Annotated in this window: 20 protein-coding genes and 3 pseudogenes; 8 read left to right on the forward strand and 15 right to left on the reverse strand. The window is 54.6% G+C overall.

Annotation, left to right across the window (positions count from 1 at the left end):
• Positions 1–54 precede the first annotated feature (54 nt).
• Positions 55–380 (reverse strand): annotated as a pseudogene (locus MKD49_RS06045) (ArsR/SmtB family transcription factor).
• 78 nt (positions 381–458) lie between these two features.
• Between MKD49_RS06045 and MKD49_RS06050 the strand changes: the two are divergent.
• The 4 genes and pseudogenes from MKD49_RS06050 (at position 459) to MKD49_RS06065 (ending at position 2,738) form a co-directional block, all read left to right on the forward strand.
• Positions 459–1,499, forward strand: a complete 1,041-nt coding sequence (locus MKD49_RS06050; protein WP_252695776.1) for a hypothetical protein — start codon at positions 459–461, stop codon at positions 1,497–1,499.
• Positions 1,500–1,665: 166 nt separating this feature from the next.
• Positions 1,666–1,794, forward strand: a pseudogene (locus MKD49_RS06055) (SOS mutagenesis and repair protein); the annotation flags it as partial.
• 115 nt (positions 1,795–1,909) lie between these two features.
• On the forward strand, positions 1,910–2,320 hold the full coding sequence (locus MKD49_RS06060) for a DUF4113 domain-containing protein (RefSeq protein WP_252695777.1): 411 nt from the start codon (positions 1,910–1,912) through the stop codon (positions 2,318–2,320).
• A gap of 226 nt (positions 2,321–2,546) precedes the next feature.
• Positions 2,547–2,738 carry a hypothetical protein gene (locus tag MKD49_RS06065; RefSeq protein WP_252695778.1) on the forward strand — a complete coding sequence of 64 codons (192 nt, stop codon included), beginning with the start codon at positions 2,547–2,549 and terminating at the stop codon, positions 2,736–2,738.
• A 212-nt stretch (positions 2,739–2,950) separates the two neighbouring features.
• Here MKD49_RS06065 and MKD49_RS06070 read toward each other — a convergent pair whose 3' ends face one another.
• The 3 genes from MKD49_RS06070 to MKD49_RS06080 form a co-directional block, all read right to left on the reverse strand.
• Positions 2,951–3,289 carry a hypothetical protein gene (locus MKD49_RS06070; protein WP_252695779.1) on the reverse strand — a complete coding sequence of 113 codons (339 nt, stop codon included), beginning with the start codon at positions 3,287–3,289 and terminating at the stop codon, positions 2,951–2,953.
• Between the two features lie 31 nt (positions 3,290–3,320).
• Positions 3,321–3,653: a lysozyme inhibitor LprI family protein gene (locus MKD49_RS06075; RefSeq protein ID WP_252695780.1), complete on the reverse strand. Its 333-nt coding sequence runs from the start codon at positions 3,651–3,653 to the stop codon at positions 3,321–3,323.
• A gap of 355 nt (positions 3,654–4,008) precedes the next feature.
• Positions 4,009–4,344 carry a zinc-ribbon domain-containing protein gene (locus tag MKD49_RS06080; RefSeq protein ID WP_252695781.1) on the reverse strand — a complete coding sequence of 112 codons (336 nt, stop codon included), beginning with the start codon at positions 4,342–4,344 and terminating at the stop codon, positions 4,009–4,011.
• Between the two features lie 166 nt (positions 4,345–4,510).
• Between MKD49_RS06080 and MKD49_RS06085 the strand changes: the two genes are divergently transcribed.
• On the forward strand, positions 4,511–4,816 hold the full coding sequence (locus MKD49_RS06085; RefSeq protein ID WP_252695782.1) for a helix-turn-helix domain-containing protein: 306 nt from the start codon (positions 4,511–4,513) through the stop codon (positions 4,814–4,816).
• Between the two features lie 31 nt (positions 4,817–4,847).
• Here the strand turns inward: MKD49_RS06085 and MKD49_RS06090 are convergent, their stop codons facing one another.
• The 5 genes and pseudogenes from MKD49_RS06090 to MKD49_RS06110 all read right to left on the reverse strand — a co-directional run.
• Positions 4,848–5,735 (reverse strand): hydrolase or metal-binding protein, encoded by an 888-nt coding sequence (locus tag MKD49_RS06090; RefSeq protein ID WP_252695783.1) that lies wholly within the window; start codon positions 5,733–5,735, stop codon positions 4,848–4,850.
• A 45-nt stretch (positions 5,736–5,780) separates the two neighbouring features.
• Complete coding sequence (locus MKD49_RS06095; RefSeq protein ID WP_252695784.1) at positions 5,781–6,788, reverse strand: YqaJ viral recombinase family protein; 1,008 nt, start codon at positions 6,786–6,788, stop codon at positions 5,781–5,783.
• Positions 6,789–6,854: 66 nt separating this feature from the next.
• On the reverse strand, positions 6,855–7,796 hold the full coding sequence (locus MKD49_RS06100; protein ID WP_252695785.1) for a DUF932 domain-containing protein: 942 nt from the start codon (positions 7,794–7,796) through the stop codon (positions 6,855–6,857).
• Positions 7,797–7,861: 65 nt separating this feature from the next.
• On the reverse strand, positions 7,862–8,188 hold the full coding sequence (locus MKD49_RS06105; RefSeq protein WP_252695786.1) for a hypothetical protein: 327 nt from the start codon (positions 8,186–8,188) through the stop codon (positions 7,862–7,864).
• 314 nt (positions 8,189–8,502) lie between these two features.
• Positions 8,503–8,869: pseudogene (locus tag MKD49_RS06110) on the reverse strand (integrase core domain-containing protein); the annotation flags it as partial.
• A 562-nt stretch (positions 8,870–9,431) separates the two neighbouring features.
• Between MKD49_RS06110 and MKD49_RS06115 the strand changes: the two are divergent.
• The 3 genes from MKD49_RS06115 to MKD49_RS06125 are packed head-to-tail and all read left to right on the forward strand — an operon-like array spanning position 9,432 to position 15,251.
• Positions 9,432–10,586: a hypothetical protein gene (locus MKD49_RS06115; RefSeq protein WP_252695787.1), complete on the forward strand. Its 1,155-nt coding sequence runs from the start codon at positions 9,432–9,434 to the stop codon at positions 10,584–10,586.
• On the forward strand, positions 10,583–12,541 hold the full coding sequence (locus MKD49_RS06120; protein ID WP_252695788.1) for a hypothetical protein: 1,959 nt from the start codon (positions 10,583–10,585) through the stop codon (positions 12,539–12,541). The genes MKD49_RS06115 and MKD49_RS06120 overlap by 4 nt, the downstream gene beginning before the upstream one ends.
• On the forward strand, positions 12,498–15,251 hold the full coding sequence (locus MKD49_RS06125) for a hypothetical protein (RefSeq protein WP_252695789.1): 2,754 nt from the start codon (positions 12,498–12,500) through the stop codon (positions 15,249–15,251). Before MKD49_RS06120 ends, MKD49_RS06125 begins: the two co-directional genes overlap by 44 nt.
• Positions 15,252–15,784: 533 nt before the next feature.
• Here MKD49_RS06125 and MKD49_RS06130 read toward each other — a convergent pair.
• From MKD49_RS06130 to dndB, 6 genes are read right to left on the reverse strand one after another with little or no spacing between them, the layout of a single operon-like run.
• A complete protein-coding gene (locus MKD49_RS06130) occupies positions 15,785–16,882 on the reverse strand; it encodes a DGQHR domain-containing protein (RefSeq protein WP_252695790.1) in 1,098 nt (365 codons plus the stop codon).
• A 12-nt stretch (positions 16,883–16,894) separates the two neighbouring features.
• Positions 16,895–17,713, reverse strand: coding sequence for an HNH endonuclease (locus MKD49_RS06135; RefSeq protein WP_252695791.1), 819 nt, complete (start codon positions 17,711–17,713; stop codon positions 16,895–16,897).
• A 12-nt stretch (positions 17,714–17,725) separates the two neighbouring features.
• Positions 17,726–18,124 carry a DNA sulfur modification protein DndE gene (dndE, locus tag MKD49_RS06140; RefSeq protein WP_252695792.1) on the reverse strand — a complete coding sequence of 133 codons (399 nt, stop codon included), beginning with the start codon at positions 18,122–18,124 and terminating at the stop codon, positions 17,726–17,728.
• Positions 18,121–20,094: a DNA sulfur modification protein DndD gene (gene dndD, locus MKD49_RS06145; protein ID WP_252695793.1), complete on the reverse strand. Its 1,974-nt coding sequence runs from the start codon at positions 20,092–20,094 to the stop codon at positions 18,121–18,123. The genes dndE and dndD overlap by 4 nt, the downstream gene beginning before the upstream one ends.
• On the reverse strand, positions 20,091–21,797 hold the full coding sequence (gene dndC / locus MKD49_RS06150) for a DNA phosphorothioation system sulfurtransferase DndC (protein ID WP_252695794.1): 1,707 nt from the start codon (positions 21,795–21,797) through the stop codon (positions 20,091–20,093). The genes dndD and dndC overlap by 4 nt, the downstream gene beginning before the upstream one ends.
• Before the next feature lie 18 nt (positions 21,798–21,815).
• Positions 21,816–22,913, reverse strand: a complete 1,098-nt coding sequence (gene dndB, locus MKD49_RS06155) for a DNA sulfur modification protein DndB (RefSeq protein ID WP_252695795.1) — start codon at positions 22,911–22,913, stop codon at positions 21,816–21,818.
• Between the last annotated feature and the right edge of the window lie 56 nt (positions 22,914–22,969).

Below are 22,969 nucleotides of genomic sequence, written 5' to 3' on the forward strand. Positions count from 1 at the left end.
GATTGTGGTCTAAACATGGGTCAACTTAGGGTGCAAATTTCCTGGATAAGTGGGTCAGTTTTCAGTGCAATTCAACACCGGAGTGCAAGGGTTGCCGCCGTAGCAGTTTTCATTCAGTCAGTTAGGCCAGTACGGCGTTCATGGTTTGGCAACTTTGCCGAGTAAATGACATATCGCCCCTCCCGCTTCGAGTTCGCCGTATTGTCCATGACCAGTTCCTTGAGGTCGAACGAGAGCGACAACGGGGCCAAGCCGGTCAGTGCAGCCAGCCTGCCGGCAGGTAACCCTTGGGGACGTGCTTGAACAAGATGGCGGAACACGGCGAGCCGGGATTTGTGTGCGATGGCGCTTAGCGCTTTAGATATCTCTAATTCTTCCATATTTCAGTAATAGTCGAATAATAGGAATAATCAAATCACTCCTTATGTCCTTTTTGCTGTACATATATCCAGTATAGAATGCAGTATGACAAACAACGTCGTACGCTATCAATGAGCGCTCAGCCTAATGCATCCAGTTTAGAAATTCGCACCTTCGGAAGCTTCGAAGAGATTCAAGCACTCAATCAGTTTGAAGTGAATGCGCCACTCAATCCGGCTAATTACAAACGATTGTTTGGCGACTATCACTTACCGGAAAAAGTGCGCTGCTGTGTGCAGAAAGAAAATGGAAAACTGTGCGAGGAACCGCATAATCATGGCTGGCTTGTCGAGAGAGCCGACGGAAAATTGACTTTGGTCGGAGGCGATTGTGGCGTGAACAAATTCGGCGCCGATCGCCGATTGATGATCGATCTCAGTCATTATCGGAATGAAAAGGCGCGGCAAGAGCGCATCGCCTCATTGTCGGAAGCGCTTACAGCCAAGTCCGAGCGCCTCGGAGCGCTAGGAAAGATGCAGGCGGACGTCAAAGCCCTTGAATCTCGGATGCAAAAGACAACAAGCCAGTTCGGTTTGCTGACAGCGAGACGTTTACAGGACATGGTCAGAACGCGTCGCTATGAAGTCTTCATCACTGCCACACGGCAGCGAACCGAGACAGATTCGAATGGACACACGACATACGAAAATAGCTCATTCCAACACCGGCTTGGAAGCCTTGCCGCACTTGATCTGGTTACTGCAGGAGCATTTAATGCGCTCTACGATGCAGTCAATGACATTGTACGTGCGTATGAACTTGCCGAAACATTGATCAAAGAGCCGGATTTGCGACGTAAATCTAAGCAAGTCAATGCTGTTGCAGGAAGGCTGCAACAATATGCCGGATCTATCCAAGAAGGGCAGCGTCTACTCGATCTCGAGCGGAAATTTTTCGAGAATGATTTTTCTCTGTTTTGTTTTCTGACAAAGGATAAAAACGAGCGTGCCAAGGCCGCTATGCTGGCCATGTCACGGTTAGGGAAAAAATCTGAAAAGATCGAGCCAGGGAATTGGCTGGCCAAACGTGAGGCGAATATCAAAGAGCTGCTGCAGGTACAGAGCATATCGATCGGATAAAAATGGACGGAGGAAGAATCCTCGTGAGGAAGCATCTTTATTGAAAAAGTATTTGAAGTGCAGAATGAATGACACCTCCAGACGCGACGATTCTAGTAATTGACCTTGAAGCGACTTGCTCAGCGGCGCGCGGCCGGTGGTACTGTCCATCAACGACGGCTGCGCCGTGGCGCGCTCCAACGAGGCCAAGGCCCTGGGCATCAAGATGGCCGCGCCCTGGTTCATGATGCAGGACCGGGCTCGCCAGCGCGGCATCGTCGCCCTGTCCTCCAACTACACCCTCTATGCGGACATGAGCAACCGCGTCACCGACGTGCTGCACCAGTACAGCCCGCGCCTGGAGGTCTACTCCATGATGAGAGCTTCCTCGACCTGTCCGGCTGGCCGGCCTCTGGCCGAGCATGAGCGACATGGGCCAGGCCATCCGCCATCAGGTGCTGGGCTGGGTCGGCGTGCCCGTCTGCGTCGGCATAGGTGCCACCAAGACGCTGGCCAAGCTGGCCAACCACATCGCGAAGAAGCAGCCACAATTCGCCGGCGTGCCCGAGCCGACCGACGAACTGCGGGTGATCGTCAAGGCGGCGACGTGGGGTCTGCGCCGGATCTACCGGCCCGAGTTCCTCTACAAGAAGGCCGACATCATGCTGACGGACCTGGTCGAGGGCCAGGCGCGGCAGGGCACGCTCTTTGGCAGCGGCGTGTCGACGATGTCGTTGGCCCCGCTGATGGCCGCCTTCGACAGTATCAACAAGCGTTTGGGACGCGACACCGTGCGTCGGGCCAGCGCCGCCGGACCGCACCGATGGGTGGCGCGCTTCTAGCACGTGACGCCGCATTACACAACCGACTGGAAGGCGCTGCCGCGCGTGAGGTGAGCATGCAAGTGATCGTTTATCAGATGCGCCGCAACGGCGTGGAGATGCCCGGGAGCTGCTGGGCGATGAGGCGCGCAATATCGCCGAGCTGCGCCTGGGCGTCTTCGAGGATGGGGACCGCCGTCGGCCGACCAAGGGAGCCCAGCTGCAGCGTGACAGCGGCGAAGTCATCATGGAGCTGGCGGATGTCCAGGTGGACGCCATCAAGGCATCGCGCATGGTCATCAAGGGGATCGAGCGCCGCCAGACCGAACGTGGAGTGGTGGAGTTCGCGCAGGCCTGGCGGTGCGTGCAGGCGGGAACGCCTTTGCTGGAGACTTCACGGGAGAGGTTTTTCAAGCAGAGTGGCGAGGGTAGGCAATGAACTGCGCATTTCAGCGAATACGGTCAATCTGTTCGGCGAACAATGCATCGAGCAATCTGGAAGAATCTGACTTCACATCAACTGCTCCCATTGTTTCTTTGAGCCAAGATGTCCGCAATCGGCCCAGAAACGATCATTCTTAACCAAAAAATAAGTGGTTGATGAGATATCAAAAGAGAGCGCCGCGTTAGCGACGCTCTCTTTCTTTTCGCTCAATTGCAGTTGCGGAGCTCCTGGAAATCGAAGTCTGAAAGCTCCACCCATCCAATAGGTTTGCCAGCATTTGGATTGCTACCATCCGCGCCAGGCACTTCTGCCAGTTGCACCAAGCCATTAGCTTGCTTGATCACCTTGAATCCATCGAGCTTCGTTAGGGGGCTGCTAGCGCTTTTGACGTTAGCGGCGCTATAGATAGGGATGGCTTTCTTGAGCTTCATATTCCCATTCGTTTGAATCTCATACTTGGGAAATACGCATTGACCAACGCTATTGGCAGCGAAGGAATTCAATGAGAGCAGCGCCAGGGCCGCAGTTGCGAACAGCTTTTTCATAAAGACCTTTCTTATCGATGAGAAAAGGGGATTACTTGCGACTCGCCATACCGGCGAGATACATGTAGCGAGAGGCGGTGGATTCGTAGAGGCACATCAGGTTGCCATTGCAGTAACCGTCAACCTTGTTACCCCAAGCTGCCTGGTCATTTTGGAGCTGCTGCTTTTGTTGCTGAGTGAGCTTGGGCGAAGCCATGAGGAACTGATAGTTCTGCTTGATGAGACTGACATTGGATTCAATCGCGTTCTGATAGCAGTTTTGTTGCTCCCGACGTGATGGCCGGCTATCGCAATAGCCATTGCCGGCAAGTGCTGCAGACGACGCTACCGACAGGACCGTCAGCACGAGTACTGAATTTTTCATTCCGGGGCTCCCTAACTCATCGTACGAATAGCGACCAAGATCAAGAAAATACCTAGGAGCACATACTTGGACTGCTTCGGAACCGTCTGCAGATGACCCTCCTTCTCGAAGTAGATATCGCCTGTGAAGGCAATCAGGAGCGTGATAGGCATGAAGATGACGGCTGACAGGATGACTAGCCCACGCTTGCGATACCAAGGTACTTGGTCGTAGGAGGTGTAGGCGCTGGTAGTGACAGTCTGGTTGGGCGCACCGCATTTAGGGCATGCAGGTGCGGTTTCGTGCAATTGTTGTTGGCAGTGCGGGCAATTCACAAAGTTAGACATAGTTTTCCCCTTGTTGAAATAGAGTGGCCTTATGAGCCGATCAGAATGAGAAAGGAGAGTGCGGCTAGAACGATTGCCGTCACAGAGATCCCTTTCCCGGGCTTCTTTTGCTGCAAGTTGATAGCCCCGGCGGCCAAGGCCAGGAGCGCTATGGCGCAGCCTCCGACGAGTTGATCGTGGTCGAAGCTGTTCACTTGGATGGCGCAGATGGCCGCGAAGATGGCCGAGACGATGCTGGTGATGGCCAGCCAAAGTGAGCCGCTGGTGGTGCTGGTCGCTTGGGTTTGAGGAGCCCCACAATGGGGACAGAGCGGGGCGGTGTCGTGGATTTCCTTGCCGCAGCCGCGGCAGAAGACCATTGGCATTTTTGTTCCTATCGGCTTAAACGTGATGGAGTGGCCCGCATGCGGGGTGCTATCTCCCGCAGATGAGCAAAGATGATTCCCTCAAGAATCAAATACTACCAAATCGGTAGTATTTGGCGCAACAAAACACGTGAGCATGCTTTGCAAATCAACATTGCTCGCAAATATGTCCGTTCTCGCCAATCGATTAAAAAGCGCCCGCCTTAAGGCCGGGTTTTCTCAAGAAAGGTTGGGAATAGAGGCTGGGCTTGATGAGATGTCAGCAAGTACGAGGATGAATCGTTATGAATTAGGAAAGAGAATCCCCAATCCCGCCTTGGTAGAGCGGTTTGCTCAAATCTTAGACGTCCCAGCTTGCTACTTCTATGCCGTGGATGAAAAGGAAGCAGAATTGCTGGTTTATTTCCATTCATTAGATGCCAGAGGGAAAGAAGAGGTTATTTCGTTTTCTAAGCGGCTGTCTAATAAATAAACTCTCAGATAGTTGCTGTATTTCCTCGAACTCATGGTGTTGAGGAACGCAAGGCTGCTCTTCTGACTTTGCTGAGGCCTGCGGGAGCACTGTCCTGTAAAAGATTGGGCTCGCGAAGTGATGAGTTAAAAAACTCCTCCTTTACCTCAGAAAACTCCTCTTCCGACTCCTCAAACACTCCATTGGCTAATCCTGCCTTTGCAGCTAAGTCCAGTGCCATCTGGTCAAAGCCGGCTTCCATTCGCCGCTGATGCAGATCCCGCGCTTGCTGAATAGCCCCTTCCAAGGCAATTCCCTCCCGAATTGTCAGATCCACGTAGTAGATCGGCGTCCGGTGCGATTGCGCGGTGCTCTTTCCGCGCAGTCTCAGTTCAAGCGGTAAGGAGGCAAGCAGACCGCCCGAGACCGCTTGGTAGTACTGCAGCCTGGCGGTCAGGGTACGGATGCTGTTGTAACCGGTCGTGCGGAATATGAAGGTACCCAGTTCATCGGCGGCGTCGATTTGCACATTCAAGCGACCATAGGGTTTGCACTGGCCCTGACCAAACTCACAAGTATCTGGGCCAGGGCAGGGAAGGGAGCTTACGCCCTCTGAAATCAGACGTCGGCAGTGCATGCCATTGCCGCTGCAAAGCGGTCGGCCGGCATGCCGATCAAAGAAGCAATAAGAGGCGCGCAGGTTGAGATCTGGCTCGCTGAACATGACGGTGACCGGAATGGTGCGTAGCTTCTCGGCGGGAGAGGCCTTGCGATAGATAGCATCCAGCGGGTGCGGTGCCCAGCCTTCATGCGTTTGTACCTGGCTCGTGATGGTGAATTGATCGTCTTTCTCAGGTAGGCGGCGTCCGTTTTTCTCGACCATCTTGCCAATCGAGATTCGCCCTAAGACGGGCGGGGTGATGCAGAGACCTTTAATCATGAGTGCTCCATAAACGAAAACCAGGCATCCGAGGATGCCTGGCCCCTAGGGTTGGATAAGAAAGCGGCGACTGCCGGCCTTGGGCGAGAGATAGGACTTGACCAAGTCCGGGTGATCCGCTTGCAGCCTGTCGGTATCGAGCTGGGCACCATCCTTGCTGCGCTTCCAGCTCACCGAACCAGTTTCGAAAAGCGCTCGGCTGGAGCTGCCCATCATTTGCTGGATGGTCTGCTTTAGCTGCTGTTCAACCTTGTCGCGGGTCGCAATTTCTTCCCGGATGGCCTGCAGGTCGGCAAATACGGCCGACATAGGTCGGTTGTCGCGGAAGTCAGCCACATCCCCGTAGTCGTGCGGATAAAGCGAGCGCAAGGCACGATCGGCTGATTCCGAGCCATCGGCTGGCGGTTGGGTATCGGTTTCCACGTAGTTCCAGAATTCCCGCTCGAGCTTGATGAGGCCATCAATCAATTCCTCATCTCGCTCAATGCGGTGAATTCGGATCTCCTGCCCACAGATCAGAACACAAACGTCTGCAGCAGCTTTGCCGGTAACGGCTAGCTGGTGCTGCACTTGACATTGCACGTATTCCGGGACCCCTTCGCGCCAAGCTCGGGCGCCGTACTCGCCGGCGGTTTTGCACTCAAGAATCTGGACGTCGGGGGCACCTAGAATCTCTCGATCGATATTGGCTAGCATCCAGGTCTTGTCTGGATCAGGGTGTTGGAGAACGGCATTGATTTTGCGGACCTTGTTACCGGTTTCGTGGGTGTAGTGGGCCGCCACGATGGGCTCCAGAAGACTTCCCCAATAAGTGGGACTGGTCCGATCACGCGGATCCTGCTGTGGCAGCATTTGTGACCGGCCGGTCTTGATCATCCACAGTTCCAGCATGGATTGATGAGGATTTAAGCCAATGGCCGCCGCGGCATCTGAACTGCCAATCCCGCGACGGCGTATCGAGAGCCATTCTTCCCGTGAGAGATCGTGCGTTTTAACCAGGCGTAAGGCGGCCCGCCCTGCCCGCCGCGTCAACGGGACGGTTGTAAAAGACATGGAATTCCTTTCGAGAAAAGAAAAGCCCGGGCACGAGGCCCGGGCACTATGCCGCAGAGAGGCTGGTCATCTAAGCAGGGAAATCGCCTGATCGAAGGCCTCGTTCTTGAGATTGGCGCCCATACCGAACCAAGCTGAATCGAGTCGATAGTCGGTACTCCTGGCGCGTCGCTCGTGGTCGACGAACTCGGTAACCGCATTCAACAGCCCGAAAGCGGTCCCTTTGGACGAGGCCAACTCGGCGCCGCGGCCATGGCCCGAGTAGAGCTCAAGGACCTTCTTCACGGCGCGCTCATTGGTGAACTTGGCGGTGGGATCGGTCAGTAGCGCCGAGACAAATGCCTCGGCTTCAGTGCTTTTAACCTTGCGCTCTGAGAGCTTCTTCATCTGGTAGATGAATTCATCCCAAGACGCGGACGACAGCCCCAATTGCGCTTTTACCACCTTCGGATCGAAGGTCGTGGAGTGGAGCACTTTGACCGCTGCGTTACCGTCCTTCAGCGCGATGGCCAGGGTGTTGTTGCACACCACACGAATGCTGGTGAACTGGGCGGTGGTGGCGAGCGTGCCGTCGCATCCAGTTGCCAAGAGCAGGTAGCCATTCATGGTGTCATTGCCCTTAATGTTGGCCGACATGTTCGTCTTGGCTAAAGCCCAGACTTTTCTGCCACCTTTCAAGACGCCAGCAGTTTCCAATGTGAAGCCATGCGCCTTGGTCAGATCCCGATAGAACTCCAGCACATCGCGAGGTTGGACAACGCGGAAGCGCTGAGAAACGACTGACAGAGCGGCGCCGGTATCTGAACGATAGAGCACCTTCTGCTCGTCGAACGGCACATGGGCTGCGCCTTCAGTTGGCATGAAGTAGACAGGCGACTCCTGGATTTGCCACTCCATGTCGGCTTGTTTGGCCCAGACGGAAATGGGGGACTTGGCGGACAGCTGATTGCCCACGCCGTGCCAGGGTGTTTCATTGGCATAGGCCATGGTTTCGATTAGATGAGCCATGAGTTAGTCCTTATAGACGTGTTTATACCTGCCGAGAGGCATTGTGAAAGAGAGAAATGCAAGAATTAGAGCTGCTCGGTCTCGTCAGAGAACGAGTGCGCGCAGTCGGCGCATTGATAGGTACCGAGTATGGTGCGGTCTACCATCTGGCCTAGCTTGGTCCCGGCAATGCAGCCGGCAGTCCCGGCGGCCAAGGCACCGATGATGGCTCCTGCAACGCTACCGACTGGCCCAACGATGGCTCCGACCACTACACCGGTCTCGGCACCCGCCCAGGCATTAGACAGTCCAGCGACGGCACCCGCTGTAGTACCGATGAGGCTGCCTGCGCGTTCACCCGCACGTTGGAGATGAATGTTGGGAGACCGGCAGCGAGGACATGTAGCGGTCATGGATCATCCTTGCGCTGCCAGGATGATTGTCATGAAGAGGGCATTTCCGAGCAGGCTAAGAATGAGGATCACACGAAGAATTGGCATATAGGCTCCAGATGAAATGGCGATAGAGTCGGCAATAATGTTCCGATCTCACTTGAAGAATATGAGGTTGAGATTTTTTATAATCCAATCAAGCCCGTTCGCTTCGGCAGGCAGGTGGAGGGTGGTTCAGGTGGCAAGGAACAAGTCTGGGAGCAAATCAGTTCCCGTCATGCTCTCTATTTGCTGGCGCCAAGTTGCTGTGACCTGCCTCGGTAATTTTTAGCCAGTCAGGCAGCGAGTCGGTTGTCGATCATATTCGATTCCAGCCGGGCTCGACGGACCGTAACTGGAGGTTGGTACTGATGTGCGCGGCCTGCGCTCGTTGTAGAACTGACGCCATCTTTAAATCAGCACTTTTGCCTCTGCCCGGCTGCGGAACCACTCCTGGTTAAGCAGTTCGTCACGCAGCTTGCCATTGAAGCTTTCCACGAATCCGTTCTACCATGAACTGCCTAGCGCAATGAAGGCCGGACCAACTGAGGCATCCCGCAGTCACCGCATGACTTTGGCCGCAGTGAACTCGGCGCCGTTGTCCGACCTGACGTGGGCCGGCTTTCCATGTAACCGCATCAATCGCGAGAGCGTCCGCACGACCACTCATATCACAGTTATTTCAAATCCAGGAATATCTGTTTCAGGCTTCTTAGTTGCTTACGAGATTTAATGGATTCAGCGCTCAGCCAACCGGAGAGACTGGGAACAAACACGTCAAGAGAGCTAAGCGAAAGCTCTGCTGGGTATGCTGGTTCGATCGCGTTTGACCGAATATAACGGCGAACCGTACTGCGGGAGATGTTGAGGCGGTGGACGGTTTTCTGGATGGAGATATCGTCTCTGATGTACCTGCATCGAATAATTCCAACTAGGTCCGCGTTTATTACTGCGTTCTCTCACCCGCAGTCATGAGCGGGATTGTGGTCTAAACCTGGGGCAACTTGGGATGCAAATTTCCTTTGAAAGTGGCTGAGGTTTCAATTCAAATCAAAAAGTTCGCGGATGAGCTCGGCGAGATCAATAAATCTATAATCGGTGAGTGAGATTTCCAATGGATGGGGGAAGAGTGAATTTTGCAGCGAATGGTAGCTGGGGAGCTATTGAGCCGGTAGATGTGCCGGGGAGCAGAATGAGGCTGGACTTTGGCTTGAGGGCGTCCATTATGAGCTTCAATGAATGGGCGGTGCCGGGATTGGGCGGTGCGTCTTTCGTGCGGCAACTGAGCTGGAGCTGTATTGGGATCGCATTGGCCGATCAGATGGGCAAGCCGACCATGGCAGCTCAGGTGGCCGAAGGCGTAGAGGCATTGGCCAGCTGGATTGCTTTGCGTCGTAATAAAGGTTACGAGAAGGATCGACGGGTACAGGGTAAGCGCAAGTTCGGCAGCACCGTTAGATTGTCCTTTGACGACGTGCGCAAGCGCGGTGCCTACGTCACGGTACCTTTTCGTCGACCGGCGTCGTCGTCGCTGGCCGGGCTGGGTTTTTGCCGCAAAGCAGAACAGCGCTTCAGCGCCTTGAAGCTGGACAGTCCGGGACTTGAGCTGGTGGATGCAGCACTGGGAAAGAATGGCGCGCGCAGTGATCTGCTGAAATGGTTCTCCTGTCCCGAAAAAGACTTCTCTCAAGTATCTGCTGAATTGAGTTCGGCGCTGTTGCCCGACTATCAGTCTGCCCAGGAGCGGCAACTGGTCTTGCGGCAGTTGCAAGGATTTGGTGAGTTTGCCGAACGACGTCGCAATGTCATGGAGCTCCTTCAGGGACAGTTGAATTTATCGTTGTCCGACTTTGATGCCAGTGCGCGCGCGCATTTCCTTTATGGAATCCGCTCTCCCGAGCACCGGGATCGACTGGATGGAAGCTTTGCACTGGAGCGAGTGCGTTTGTACGCCTTGCGTTGTGCCCAGAAGATCGTTGACAGTTTTACCGGCATGGCGCGCATCGCCATTGCTGATCTGGTCAAAATGGACGGAGTCGCCCGCGCGTTCGCCGAGCTGGCGGAAAGTAGCCGGCTGATGCGGGAGAAGCTGCGCCTTCTGCCCGAGCCTCCCATCGATATTACCCAGTTCTGCCAGGAGCAAGATGCGCAGAATGCGCTGGCGGATCGGTTCCGCTACCTGGTCATGCGCGTTCCGCTGTTGTTTGCGCTCAATGGCGAACAGCTCACGTGCCACGGTCGGGATCGGGGTCGCCTGGTGGACGAGGCTGAACCCGGCGAGGCTGAAATGAATCTGGTTACCGGCGATGTCCCAAGACCTTTGTGGCGACTGAAATGGCTCTTGCTTGATACCACCACCGAGATACTGGAGTCCCCATGATGGAACACGGAATTGCAGCACTGGACGCTTTGTTTTCCCCGCCAGAGGGGCGCTATGGCACGCATATGGCGCTATGTGCGATGACTGCCGATATCGATACGCTTAACCGCGCCTTGTCCAGTTTTACCGGCCAAGAATCGCTCACACGCGCCGCCACTGGTTGGCCACGTGCCGTATTGATGCTGGATGCCTCGCAACCCTTGCCCAGCGCCTCGGCCGTGCCCGGCATGGTGTGCCTCGCCCATGATGGCGTCGAGCAGTGGCAGCGGCGCACCACGCTGATGCATGCCAAGGTGGCACTGCTGGCGTTTGCCGATCAGCCAATGGGAGCGCCTACTTCATTCCGTCTGGTGGTATCCACTGGAAACTGGACCCGGGAAAGCTGGGGGGCCATGTCGTTGATCGATATGTACTGGACCTGCGAATGGAACTGCGCGGAGCTGCGGACCCAGGAGCAGTCCGATGTAGTGGCCGCTTATGATTTCCTGGACAGACTCATGCTGGGCCTCTATGCGCGCAGCGTGCAGGCTTTTGGCGAGGGTCTCTCCTGGTGGGGGGACTGGCGTGTGCGCATGAGCCGGGAGGGTATCCGTTTGCCCGCAAGCCGTTTCGTGCATAGCCTGGATCAGTCCTTGTATCAGCAGATCAAGCATGCCATGCACCGTGCTGATTTTCATACCGTCATTGCCGGTTCGGGTTTCTTTGAGCGGCCGCAGGCTAACGCAACGTCGGATGCCATGCCGCAGGTGCTGCAAAGCTTGGACAAGATAGGTGAAATTGGCCAGGCCAAGGAGAAGTACCTGATCTTCAATCCTGATCAGGCAGGGGCGTTGGCGACTTGGGGTGCTGACAAGCGCGCCGGATGGGACCTGTGTATTCCGGCCGATCCACTCGGCGAAAAATTTCGAGGCAGCAGGAATTTGCATGCCAAGTTCATCGTCGGCTTACGCAGGTGGAACCGGGATGACGGGAAGCTTGGTTTCCTTTATCTCGGTTCAGGCAACCTTTCCCGACTTGGCTTGCTTTCTCGAGCAGGTCTTGACGGCAGCCTGGCGAGAGTGGACGTTGGTAATATCGAGACGGGCATCGTTACCAACGAGGAACTCAAGCTGAATTCCGTATGGCGGTCATTGGCATGCGGAGACTACCTGGCGGATCATCCAGCGAGGACGCTGGAGCCGGGTGAAGGCGAGCCGCTGCATACCCCCTTGTCCCCTCCGCCGGTATTGCTGGCCCGTCATGAGGCGCAACAGTTGCTCTTTGTGCGCAGTGGGGATGCGTCGGCTTTCCAGTTCCAGTTGCCGCGCACTGACCAGTGGCAGGATGTTGCAGCTGATCAGGATGCGGTGCCCTGGGAAGGGCCTACGCCGATGGTCCTGGCCGTGCGGCGAACGGCCGGGGATCTCGAGAAGTTCGAGCTGCCGGTGATGTCTGCCAGCGGCGCCCTGTGCCGCCAGACACCTCCGGAACTGGCTGCGGAAGACGTTCTTGAGGGCTTGTTACAATTTCCGGATGCACCTGCCTATGCCATCGATACGATCGATGATGGCAGCGGGACCGGGGCAACGAGGGTTCGGCAGGCGACCAGCGCCCGCATGAACTATCCGCTGCGCTGGCTGGCCTCGGTCATCGAAGCCATCGGTAACCGGCAATCCAGTGTGACGCCGGAACAATTCCCGATCTGGATCAGTCAGGTACGCATGCTGCTACTGGAGCAGGTCGCGCCGCTGCATCGCAAGCAGATACGGGATTTACACCTGGATCTGTTCCCGGCCTTGCTGGAAGAAGGATTCAGGCCATCCTGGCTGATCGCGGAGCATCCGTTGCTGCCCGCTTATCAGGCATTGGTGGAAGCACTGCGCAGTTTCTGGTCGCTGCCAGAGCAGCTCCGGGAGCCGGGCGCAGACGGACATGAACACTATGTGGCAAGCGAGGCATCTTATGGAATGGAATGACGTCATTGGCCGCCTGCGCGGCTTGGTGGAGTGCGACAAGGCGTTGGCCGGAGAGGACGCACCGCTATGGCGTTCCGGTCAGGATGCATCGCTGGCCTGGATGGCCGATCGTCTGGAACAGCAGCCTGGCGTATTGGTGGCCGACGAGGTCGGTCTGGGCAAGACGCGCCTTGCCTTGGCGCTGGCGGTTTGCGTGGCCTCATGTGGCGGACGCGTGGCATTCCTAGTCCCGCCCGGCCTGATCGCCCAGTGGCGCGATGATGAACTGGGCGCGTTCCTGCGGCAACTGAGACAGTTGCCTGATGGGCGTCGACCCCCATGGATTGACGATCTGCAAGATCTGGACAGTGTCGAGCTAAAGACCTATCGCGACCTTTTTGTCCAGCAGGATGAGGAGCAGGCCTATCCACTGTCGAAGCATGCGCCGTGGCTATTCATCTCGCATCGTTTCGGATTGCCTCAGCGTATTGGGAACCAGAGCCGTGACGAACGCTGGGGGCTGCCATTTGCGTTAAAGGGGAAGATGTTCGGCGGGCGTAGCGTCAAGGGGGCAAAGCAGTTGGATATATCGGAGGCTCAGCAGCAGGCCATCACATGGCTGAGCGAAAAGAGGCATATGCGTCAACGGCTGAAGAATATGCTCGAAGCGGCCGATCTTGGGCGTGTGCGGGGCGAGACAGTCCGGACTCCAGAGAACGAGAGCCTGTTCCAGGAACTGATTGGAACCCTGATCGGTGATGTCGACCTTATCATCATCGATGAGGCGCACAAGAATCGCCTTGGCGCCGATCTGGCTGACCTGTCCAAAAAAACGGCGGAGAAGAGGCAGGAATGGTTGACCTCGCGCATGTCGGCCTGCCTGAACAACATTCTGTTGCGCCCCGGATCGGGCACGCTGGCCGCCAAGCGCCTGGCGTTGACGGCGACCCCGATGGAAATGGATGCGAGTCAATGGAGTGGTGTGCTGTATCGGATCGGACTGGACAAGCCGGAAGTCGAGCGACTCTCTGCCATAGCCCTGCGCTATTCTGACGCGGTCAAGGGCCTGACTGTGGGCAGCCCGGCACAGGTCGAGACACTCAAGCAGACGGCAGCGCAGTTCAGGCAGGCTTTCGCTGCGGTCATGACGCGACGTCTATGGCGTGATCACCCAAGTGTGCGGAAATATAGTGAGGCGACCGGCGTGGCCCACTCGGCGCATCCCCATCGGCGGCAGATGCCACCTCGCACCGTGCGTCTGAGTACGTTGCCGCCAGCACAGCGACGTATGCTTGCACATGCGGAGTGCCTGGCTGTGGCCTCGCACGGCATCGAAACGGAACAGGCGATGAAGACGGCGGGAGCCCGTCTGTCACAGGGCTTGCCGCTTTGGTCGGAGGACGTGAGTGACGTGGCGGACAAGTCCAGGTCGGACGCAGAGCAGGCCGTGCCAACTCCTGCGGCGCGTGCCAAGCAGCTTCGGCAAGCCTATTGGTTGCAGAAGATGCGTCCACCAGAAGGCAGTAATGCAGTCGTCAGACTGCAATGGCATCCACGTATCAAAGCTGCCGTTGATTTGATCGAAGAGCTCTCCCGGAATGGCGAAAAGGTATTGGTCTTTGGCGCCTTTCTGGCACCGATGCGGGCGCTGGACCGGGCACTCAATATTCGCCATTACTTGCGTGACGTGCGCAACAACACGCCTACTGCCTTGCCAACGGGGCTTTCCGTTGGTGACGCCGATATGGCCCAATGGATGCGTGACAAGGAGTTTGCATTCACCGACGAGCAGATCGTCGCGTTTCCTGCAACGGCGCAGCGGCTGGGCGAGCAGTATAGTCGCGGGCGCGAGAAACTGCGTGATCTGTGTCGCAAGGCGGTAGACGAATTCCTGCGTGTTCCCCAATTGGACCAGAATGGCGAACGTGAGCATGCCGCCGAGCAGGAAGACAAGGTGCGGCTGACCAATTGGCTAGTCCAAAGCATGATCGTAGGAAGCGATGATGATTCGCGCAGCGTTGCAGGAAGCCATGAGGAACAGGCCGAGCAACAGCGTGCCCGATCTCTGCTGGAAGATATCTGCGACACCGATACTGCGGCTACCGAAGGTGATGGTGCAGTAGAGGCCGAAGCCGAAGCGCTTACCCTAACGTACTCCAGTCGCCAGAAGGCCGTGAAGCGACATTTGGCTGAACTGGATGATGCGGGAGATGGCGCCACAGGGATTTTCCGTATGAGCCCTTTCTCCCAGATGCTGTATGGCGACACCAAGCCCGGAACTCGGCGTGTACGTCAGCGTGCCTTCAATGAACCCAGGATGCATCCGCGCGTACTGATAGGACAGGCTGCCGTGGCCAGCGAAGGATTGAATCTGCATCGTAGCTGCCGCAAGCTGGTGCTGTTTCATCTGGATTGGAATCCTGGGCGCATCGAGCAGCAGATCGGGCGGGTTGATCGCCAGGGAAGTCACTGGATGGAGAAATTCCAAGATTGGCTCGGCAACCGCGTGGATGAGGCGCCTACGATCGATATCCACACGATTGCGATCGGAGAAAGCTACGATGAGCTCCGTACAGAAGTCATTCAGGAACGAGCCAAGGTTTTGCGTTCCCAGCTGTTCGGAGAGATTCTCCCGTTCGATGTCCTGAATCGCTTGCCTGAAGAGGCTGTTGCTGCGATCAGCCAGATCAGAATCGATTTCACGCCACCGAAATTGCCTTGGCAAGCATGAAGGCCGTGTATGGGAAGAATGCTAGCTCCATCGCATCTGATCGCTTATAGCGGCGAACTATATAGCGGGAGATGTCCGGTCGGCGGGAAATTTCCCGGATTGAGATATGGTTTCTGCTGTGCCAGCATCGCATAATTCCAAGTAAGGCCACGTTTATCATTCCGGTCTTCCGCTCGCTGTCATGAGCAGGATTGTGGTCTAAACATGGGGCAATTTTGGATCCAAATTTCCTGGGAAATTGGGTCAGTTTTCGATGCAACTCAACAAGGGGCAATTTGCATGCAACTGACCCACCTGAAGACCGCAAACCCAGAGCGGTATTGAATATACAAAAAGAGTTATGGTCTGAAGATGCAATGAAAAACTCAAGCGATTGAAGAAGCTGACCCGGCTTGCAATTGGCCGGAGATGCTCTGCGTTGAATGAATATTCGTGCCGCCAGCAGTCATACGAACTGCTATTGCACGCATCATCAGTTCTTGATTGAAATGCGCCATATATTTGCATTTCAGATCAAGATGTGAACAAGTCGACTAGTCTATGTCTGGAACTGCGACCAGTGGTACGTCTTCGTACCACGGTATATTTTGCTTGATATTCTGCTGAACTCTGCGCAATGCATCGTAGATTTGGTCCCTAACATTTTTTGAGTCCGAGATCGTTGAGGACCACTCTGAACTCCAGAATTTAGAGGTCTGTAGGCGGAGAACTTTTCTAGTGGCAGTAGTCACATCCTCCTCATTCGATAAGTCTAACTCGTCCAAGATGCCCGCCATAAGGTCGATTGAATCGATAATGTAGCGATTCATCGTAATCATTCCGACCTTGGATAGCAATTTGGATTCCCCGATAAACAGCTCTGGCCAGACACTGTGTACCTCGCGCCACACTGCAAGGAACAGACCGGACACGGAATCCTCGTCATCGATTCCAACGATCTTTTTCGATTGGATATAGCTAATGCAGGATTCAATTGCAGCTGCAACGACAAGCCTGTCTTGTTCAGGTACCGAGGGGATATCTACTTTGCCGCGGAACGGACTGCCTTCCGTTTCATTTGCAATTTTAACGAAGAAGAGGTTCTTGCTTAGCGATAGCTTTGCCGTGCGAAGACGCGGCTCCAGCGCATCGTTGGAATAAGCGAATGTCAAAGCGCGTATGTGGTCGGGCGCAACTTTTGCTGCCTTATTATTAATGACAATAAACTGAAACGCCTTTTCGTCATTCGTAGCGTCGAGAATTGCCACGATTGGAGCGCGCGCGGACGCGTCAAACGCGTTCAGCCCATAGAGGCGATGTTGGCCGTCAATTACGAAAATATTGTTCGCATTTGCCGGATCGAGCGAAATCAACTGATGCCCTGTTCCGTCGTCAGCGAGTCGGTATGCCCCAGCAGACAACGCGATGACGAGAGCAGTTGGGATCGTGTTCCGTACCTCGTCGCCGAGGAACTTGGCAATTCCCTTGACACGAAAGTCGCTCCTGACGCGCTGGACTCCGTCTTGGTTATCATGGGATAAGCGTGGAACGCTCGACCAACTAAGTATTTCCCCGACAGGTGCCTCAAAGAGGCAAAACCGCGGCGCGCCCTCGCCATTTCGCTGTTGAAAAACTATGCATGGGTAATCCAAGTTGGCTCTCCCTTAAAAGTGGATTGTGAAGAAGTCAGAAGCATCGTCTAGATCGACCGGCGCGCTGGCCGAAAAGTCTACGGGGCCGTGAGTTATCGCCGCTTCCTTCAGTGTGGTATGGCGCGAAATGGCAAGCTCGAAGATTGCCTTCCGATGCCACGCGATTTTTGCGCGTCTGTTGATTGTCGTGATGTCATTTGCAGATGGATTTGGCGGAAGAATGAATGAGTGGACAGGACCATCTTGCCACAATAGCATTGAGCCTTTGGCATTATTACAGTGCGGGCATGCCGGCAAAAGGTTTTCTATGATGCTGTCTCCACCGAATGAGCTCGGCCAAATGTGCTCATACTGAACGCTCGTTTCTTCGAGCTCTCCGGATACGAAGATTTGAATGCCGCAGATGTAGCAATAGCACTGCTGCTTAGAGGTCGCTACCCCATTTTTAACGGACTGCGAGATTGTCTTCCCCGAGCTAAACGCAGCCTCAATGCTTAAGTTGATCAGTGCATTGATATTTGGTCGCCCGAATCGAAACTCAGAAATGCCGCAGTGGTTCGCCAGGAAACTAAGCATCGAGCTACGATACAAAGCTTCGCCGTAGGCATCATGTGCGATCAAAGCCTGTGCTGTCTTAATGAGTCGAGCGGTCAGATTGAAACAATAGAGTCCCGCGACATAGTCTGCAAATTCAGGCGCACGATTTCCAATAAGGGCACTTCCTCGAAGAGTGCCGACCGCGCTCTGCAGCGCCTTCTGATCATCGATGAAAAGTTCAACGAGTTTCGTATAAAGCCACTCTCCCCGCGTCACTGGGCGAAATCCGATCATCCCCTGTTCCCCTTACATTCCTACACCGTCAGAGGCCGACGCGAGGCCAAGTAGTCCTGTTAAATCTTCTGCGCCATGCACCCCCGTCAGATAGGAAATTCCTCGGTGCAAATGTAATCGAAAATAATGGGCCAGTGCCTGCTTTTCCATCGGAATCCCATCTCGGTCCGCGCGCACCAACAGCATGCCTAGATATACTTGATCAGTCTGACCGGCAAAGGTCCTCCACGACATTTCAATCGAGCTATCGGCAGGAATCACTTCATCTGGTGGAATGGACTTCTCTTGCATTGACAAGCAAAACGCCCAACGACATATCACGTTCCAGTTTGCTATGCCTGTTCGACGTTTCATAGTGATCAACTGGAGCTTGGCCTTCTCAGAAAGGCGAATTGATTCAATCGGGGTCACGCAAATGCCTCATCGGAAAAGTACTCATTCTCAAAACGCGACGTTTTGTTCGCTTCATCGTGCACAATGGTGTAGTGCTTAGCCACGTGCGGTGCTAGCATTTCACTGTAGCGTCCAACGATTTCTTCGTCCGTTGACAGCAGGATCACCTGGCTTCCGGCTTTCGGGAAATAGCTCCGAACCAATGCCGTCCTGTGAAGACTGTCCAGCCGGCTCAATGGGGTATCGATTACGGTCGGCAGCTTTCTACCAGACTCACGAGACAAGCCCCAAAGTGTCGCTACTGCAAGAAGCTGACGTTCACCGGCAGAAAGTCGATCAGCTGGCACAAGGTGACCGTCCGCGCTCGAAAGAAGAATCTGGAAAGAATCAGGATCAATAACAATCTTTTTGACCAAAGTCTTCTTGCGAAGCAGGGCCTGATAGCGCTCAAGGATGGCGTCCTCCAATTTGTGGAGGTTTTCGCTAAGTAGTAGTTGCCCAAACGTCTCTAACATTTCGCGCGCTCGAGAGGAATGGGATATGACACGCGACGACACTTGATCTCGCGTTAGACGCTCGCCCAATCGCTGTGCTTCCCTTGCAGCTTGGCCCTTCAAACGATCTGCTTTATAGCGCAAGCTGCGCAATTCTTCGTCTACGGCGCGCATAGATGTTTCGAATTCGATTCGTTCGCGACGGCATTGCTCCAATTGCTGCAAGATTGGTTGAACTGACTCGTCAGACGGTATTGCGCTGAGATTTCGTTCTGCCTCAGACAGTTTTTCGATGACATCCTTATGATCGGAACTGACTTTCGATAGTCGTGTTTTCGCTTCCTTGAGCGCCTGTCGGCTGAATTGATCCAATAACGAATCTGGAAAGGAATCGAGCCCTTCAACGACTTGATATCGGTGCGCTCTGTCGGCCACGAGGAACGCCCGCAGCTGATTGCTTACTGAAGGTGAACCACCCGCAGCTAAAATAAAGCGCACGATCTCGTCGTCACGTGTTTCTGCTTCTGCTCGCAACATCCTTGCCTGCTTGCCAATGCGGGCCTCGTTTGCCTTTTGCAGTGTCGACTCCAATAGATCACCGACAATGGCGAGGGGTAGGCTGCTTCCGGCGAGCGCGCGTAACTCGTCTTCCAGCTCCACCTTACGTTCCGCCAGATGGTCCCGGCGCTCGATCAGTGCGTCTCGCTTTCCAATGAGTTCGCCGCCAGAGCGTTTGAAAGCATTCATCGTAGCCGCTTCGCGCTTGTCTAAGTCGTCGATGAGGTTTTGGATGCCGGCGCGGCGTTGGCTGCGCTCGGAAATTGCGCGCTGCATCTCTGCATACTCGGCTTCGATTCGAATTAATTCCGCTTTCTCGTCCTTGCTAACAGTATCGACCTTACGTTTTCGCTCGACTTGAAGTAGGCTAGTCTTCAAGTCTTCAACTAGGTCAATTCCTAGAAGTGTATGCACGCCTTCTCGCAGCAAATCCGAGGCCGTCACAGGATCGGCCAATGCCTCAATCTTTTCTCCATCGAAGAAGAAGAGATCAGCCATCTTCGCAGGCATGAATTCCTCCACAAACTCCACCCAACGTTCTGATGCGACCGAATCAAGCATCGCACCACGATAGACTTCAAAGGACTCCTTTACCGCGGCACCTTTCTTAGTCCATGTGCGGACGAGTCGCATGTGCGTGTCCTTACCGCCGTGGCGTGTACGGAAATTGAACTCAACGCTCGCACCTTGGTGTGGCGGTGCGTTTCGATTAATCATCGAAGCCAAGTAATCCGTGTATCCAACACGGTCCCGGCCCGAACACTTGGCGTTCTTGCCGTAAAGGGCAAGCTGCATTGCATCGAGCAGCGTGGTCTTACCCGAACCATTCAGGGCGCCAATCAGAATAATGGGGCGGTCTCGCGATACGGAGAGATCGATCTCGTGTCGTCCAAGATAGGCGCCAAAATTATTGAGTACAACCGAGTCAAAGATCATTCCGTCACCTCTCCCATTACGGCGCCCGGGAAGAAGGTGAGGACTTCTTCGGCATTACGCATTTCATACATTATTTCGATACCACCAGCCTTTTTCTTCAAAGCAAAGTCAAGGGCTTCCGCCTCATTTTCAAACGAACGGTTCTCGAGGATCGAGTCCAGGTCGCCTGTTAGCCCCACACGGCGACTCGCTCCGCGATAGCTGTATTGGATGCCAAGAAGTTCGCGCAAGTCCCTGAAAAGCATCTCTTGAGCGGAGACCGGGCCAATATGTTTAGCGTCGATCTCGGCTTTTGCGCAGGCGGTTCGCAGCATGCGCAAATCATCAGGACGCAGCGGTGTCGCATCATCCAGCTCTCCGCAAGGATACGGTTCGCCAACGGCCGCCGCATAGATGTCCGGCACTAAGTCTTCAAACTCATGCTTCTCATGGACCCAAATGCGCCGAATCTCTTCCAGCTCTTCTTCGCTGATCACGGAAAAATGTGCCACCGAGTCCGGGAGTTTTCCACGGATTTCCGTCTGCGCCTGAAGCAGCGCATTTAGCATTGCCGCCCTATACGCCTGTGTATATGGTCCATGGACCAAGACGGCTACCTTCTCGACTTCATATTCGACTTGAGTTTGCTTGCCATGTGCATCGACCAAGCGGATCTCTTGTACAAGAACGCGGCGGTTCGGAAGTGGAAATTCAGGATCATCCGCGTCATCAAGTCGTTTAATTAGTCGCTCTGACAACACTCGTCCGCGTCGCACAACACGATCATGCTTCAGGTTGATGAACTGTAATTGAAGGCTGCCATCCATTTTGGAGAATTCGCGGACCTCCCGATCACCAGAAGTCTTTAGGAACGCGTTCCGGAAGTCGAGCAATGGTTTCATCCAGAGCTTATCTTCGTCGTTTTGGATCATTGCTTGCATGGACTTGTCTTCGCTGACCATCGTGCAAACGAAGCACCCAAATCGGCTATCGCCACAACTAGGCGTACTTTTATCAACGACGAGTGGGCACTCTGAATCTGCAGAGGCGCCGCGGTAGATATGGAAAAGCTCGATATTGTTGTAATTCCAGGGATTGGCCGTCTCGATCAGGTATTCCCACACATCGTCAGTGGACCAGTTTGCGACGGGCGTATAGACCCAGACTCGATCAAGTGTCGGATCGCTGTTTCGACTTAACAAGGCGCGAGTACTATTTTCATACTTGCTGATAACACGATCCCTTGCAGCACTTTCAGCACGACGCGTGCCAAGAACAAGAATGGCTTCGCCGGCGCGGTTCGCGAGTTCAGTTATGAAGGTGTTCGATGCACTGATCTTCAAGCGACTAGTGCACCAACGGAACTTCGGGCGAGGAGCAGGGTAGCCTTTTCCTATCAGATTAGTCCAGAACCTATCCTCAACTTTGGGCGTAAGCCGGTGAGGAGTGATAGGCATTTCTTGCTGGCCTGCAGCCACTGTCATGGCTTCCAACGAATGGGTGACCCAGATCGCTACGACAGGGTTCTCGACCAACGTATCGGTACTGATTACGTGAATTTCCTTGTGCCGCTGGTGTGGCGGTAGTTGACGAATGGATTCCCAGATCAACTGTAAAGTCGCGGTGGAGTCTTTTCCTCCGCTGTAACCGACGATCCAGGGTAAGGGATCGCTTAAGTAGAGTTCCTGGGTGTTTTTAATAGCTAGTGCGACGCGGTCGGCCAAGTTTAGGGATTCCATGAGTTACGATTGTGTCTTTCCGCGGTTGAACGACTGTTCGACCCGCTCTTCCTCAGGGCCGAGAGGCAATCCAAGGTGTTTTTTAATGAGATTGGTAGTGAGGGTTACGTTGTGAGATGCTTTGGATACGCGTCCACCAATTAAAGCGCGCCCTTCCCACAACTGTGCGTTAGATCTCGACCAGTCGATCTTCCCGATTCCGGCAAGCTTCTTGCGCCAACTCTCCTTATGAAGACGAGTCAGTTCGCGTCCAACGATGCCAAACGCTTGTAGGGCAATAGCGTGTGAGTGCAGAAAGTCTCGCCGGATCTCTCCGGAGGTCATGCGCCCGGTGCGTACAAAAGACCATTCAGGAATTTGTTTGGACACCTCGCCCCAGAACTCGACACAAGCTTCTGCTGCATGATTAACATCGGAGTATTCTTCATTTTCCAACAGAGCAGAGCAGGCGCTATGAATCGCGCTGAGGGTGAAAAGCTTACGCGAGCGCTCCGACAAGGTGCTACGCTCGGTTTCAACCAGATCTTTGAACGCCGGTGATTTGAGTGACACCAGTTTGGCGATCTGCGACATATCGGTCCGATGATCGTACAGCAGCGCCAAGGACCGGCTAGGACGCACTGCATGCTGATTCAGATCTGAAAACATCTGTTGGCTGCGCACCAGTCCACGGTCTATGAAAAAAACAACGGAAATCGTTTCATCGCCCATTTCTGGCGCACTTGCCAATGCCTGTTCAATGGCGGCACGTCTATGTTGTCCATCGTTGATGATGAAGCGAGCTGACATGTCGACGTGCAGCGCTCCTAGACGGCTAGCTTCGCCGTCTGTTCCTAATGGCTGGAACCGAACTGATCCGTCCACGGAAGCAGTGATGGCCGAGAAAACGTAGCCATTACGGTTGCTCAAGACATATCGCGCAATTTCAGGGATTCGCCCCTTGTTCAGGGTCCGCTGAGCTCGCAGCTCAGGCAGAAGTTCCTCGTCGTCAAACAGGAAGATGCGAGGGATCAGGCGAAGCGGGCACATCGAAACGAAGTATTCGCGTTCCGCCTGGATCCCACGTATAGCAGGGAAAATGTATTCGAAGTTGGCACTCATGCTTGACTCTGGATGTTTGTGAAAATTATAGCAAACAATCAGCTATAAAGTAACGA

The sequence above is a fragment of the Herbaspirillum sp. WGmk3 genome, from assembly GCF_023952535.1.
Taxonomy (GTDB): domain Bacteria; phylum Pseudomonadota; class Gammaproteobacteria; order Burkholderiales; family Burkholderiaceae_D; genus Herbaspirillum; species Herbaspirillum huttiense.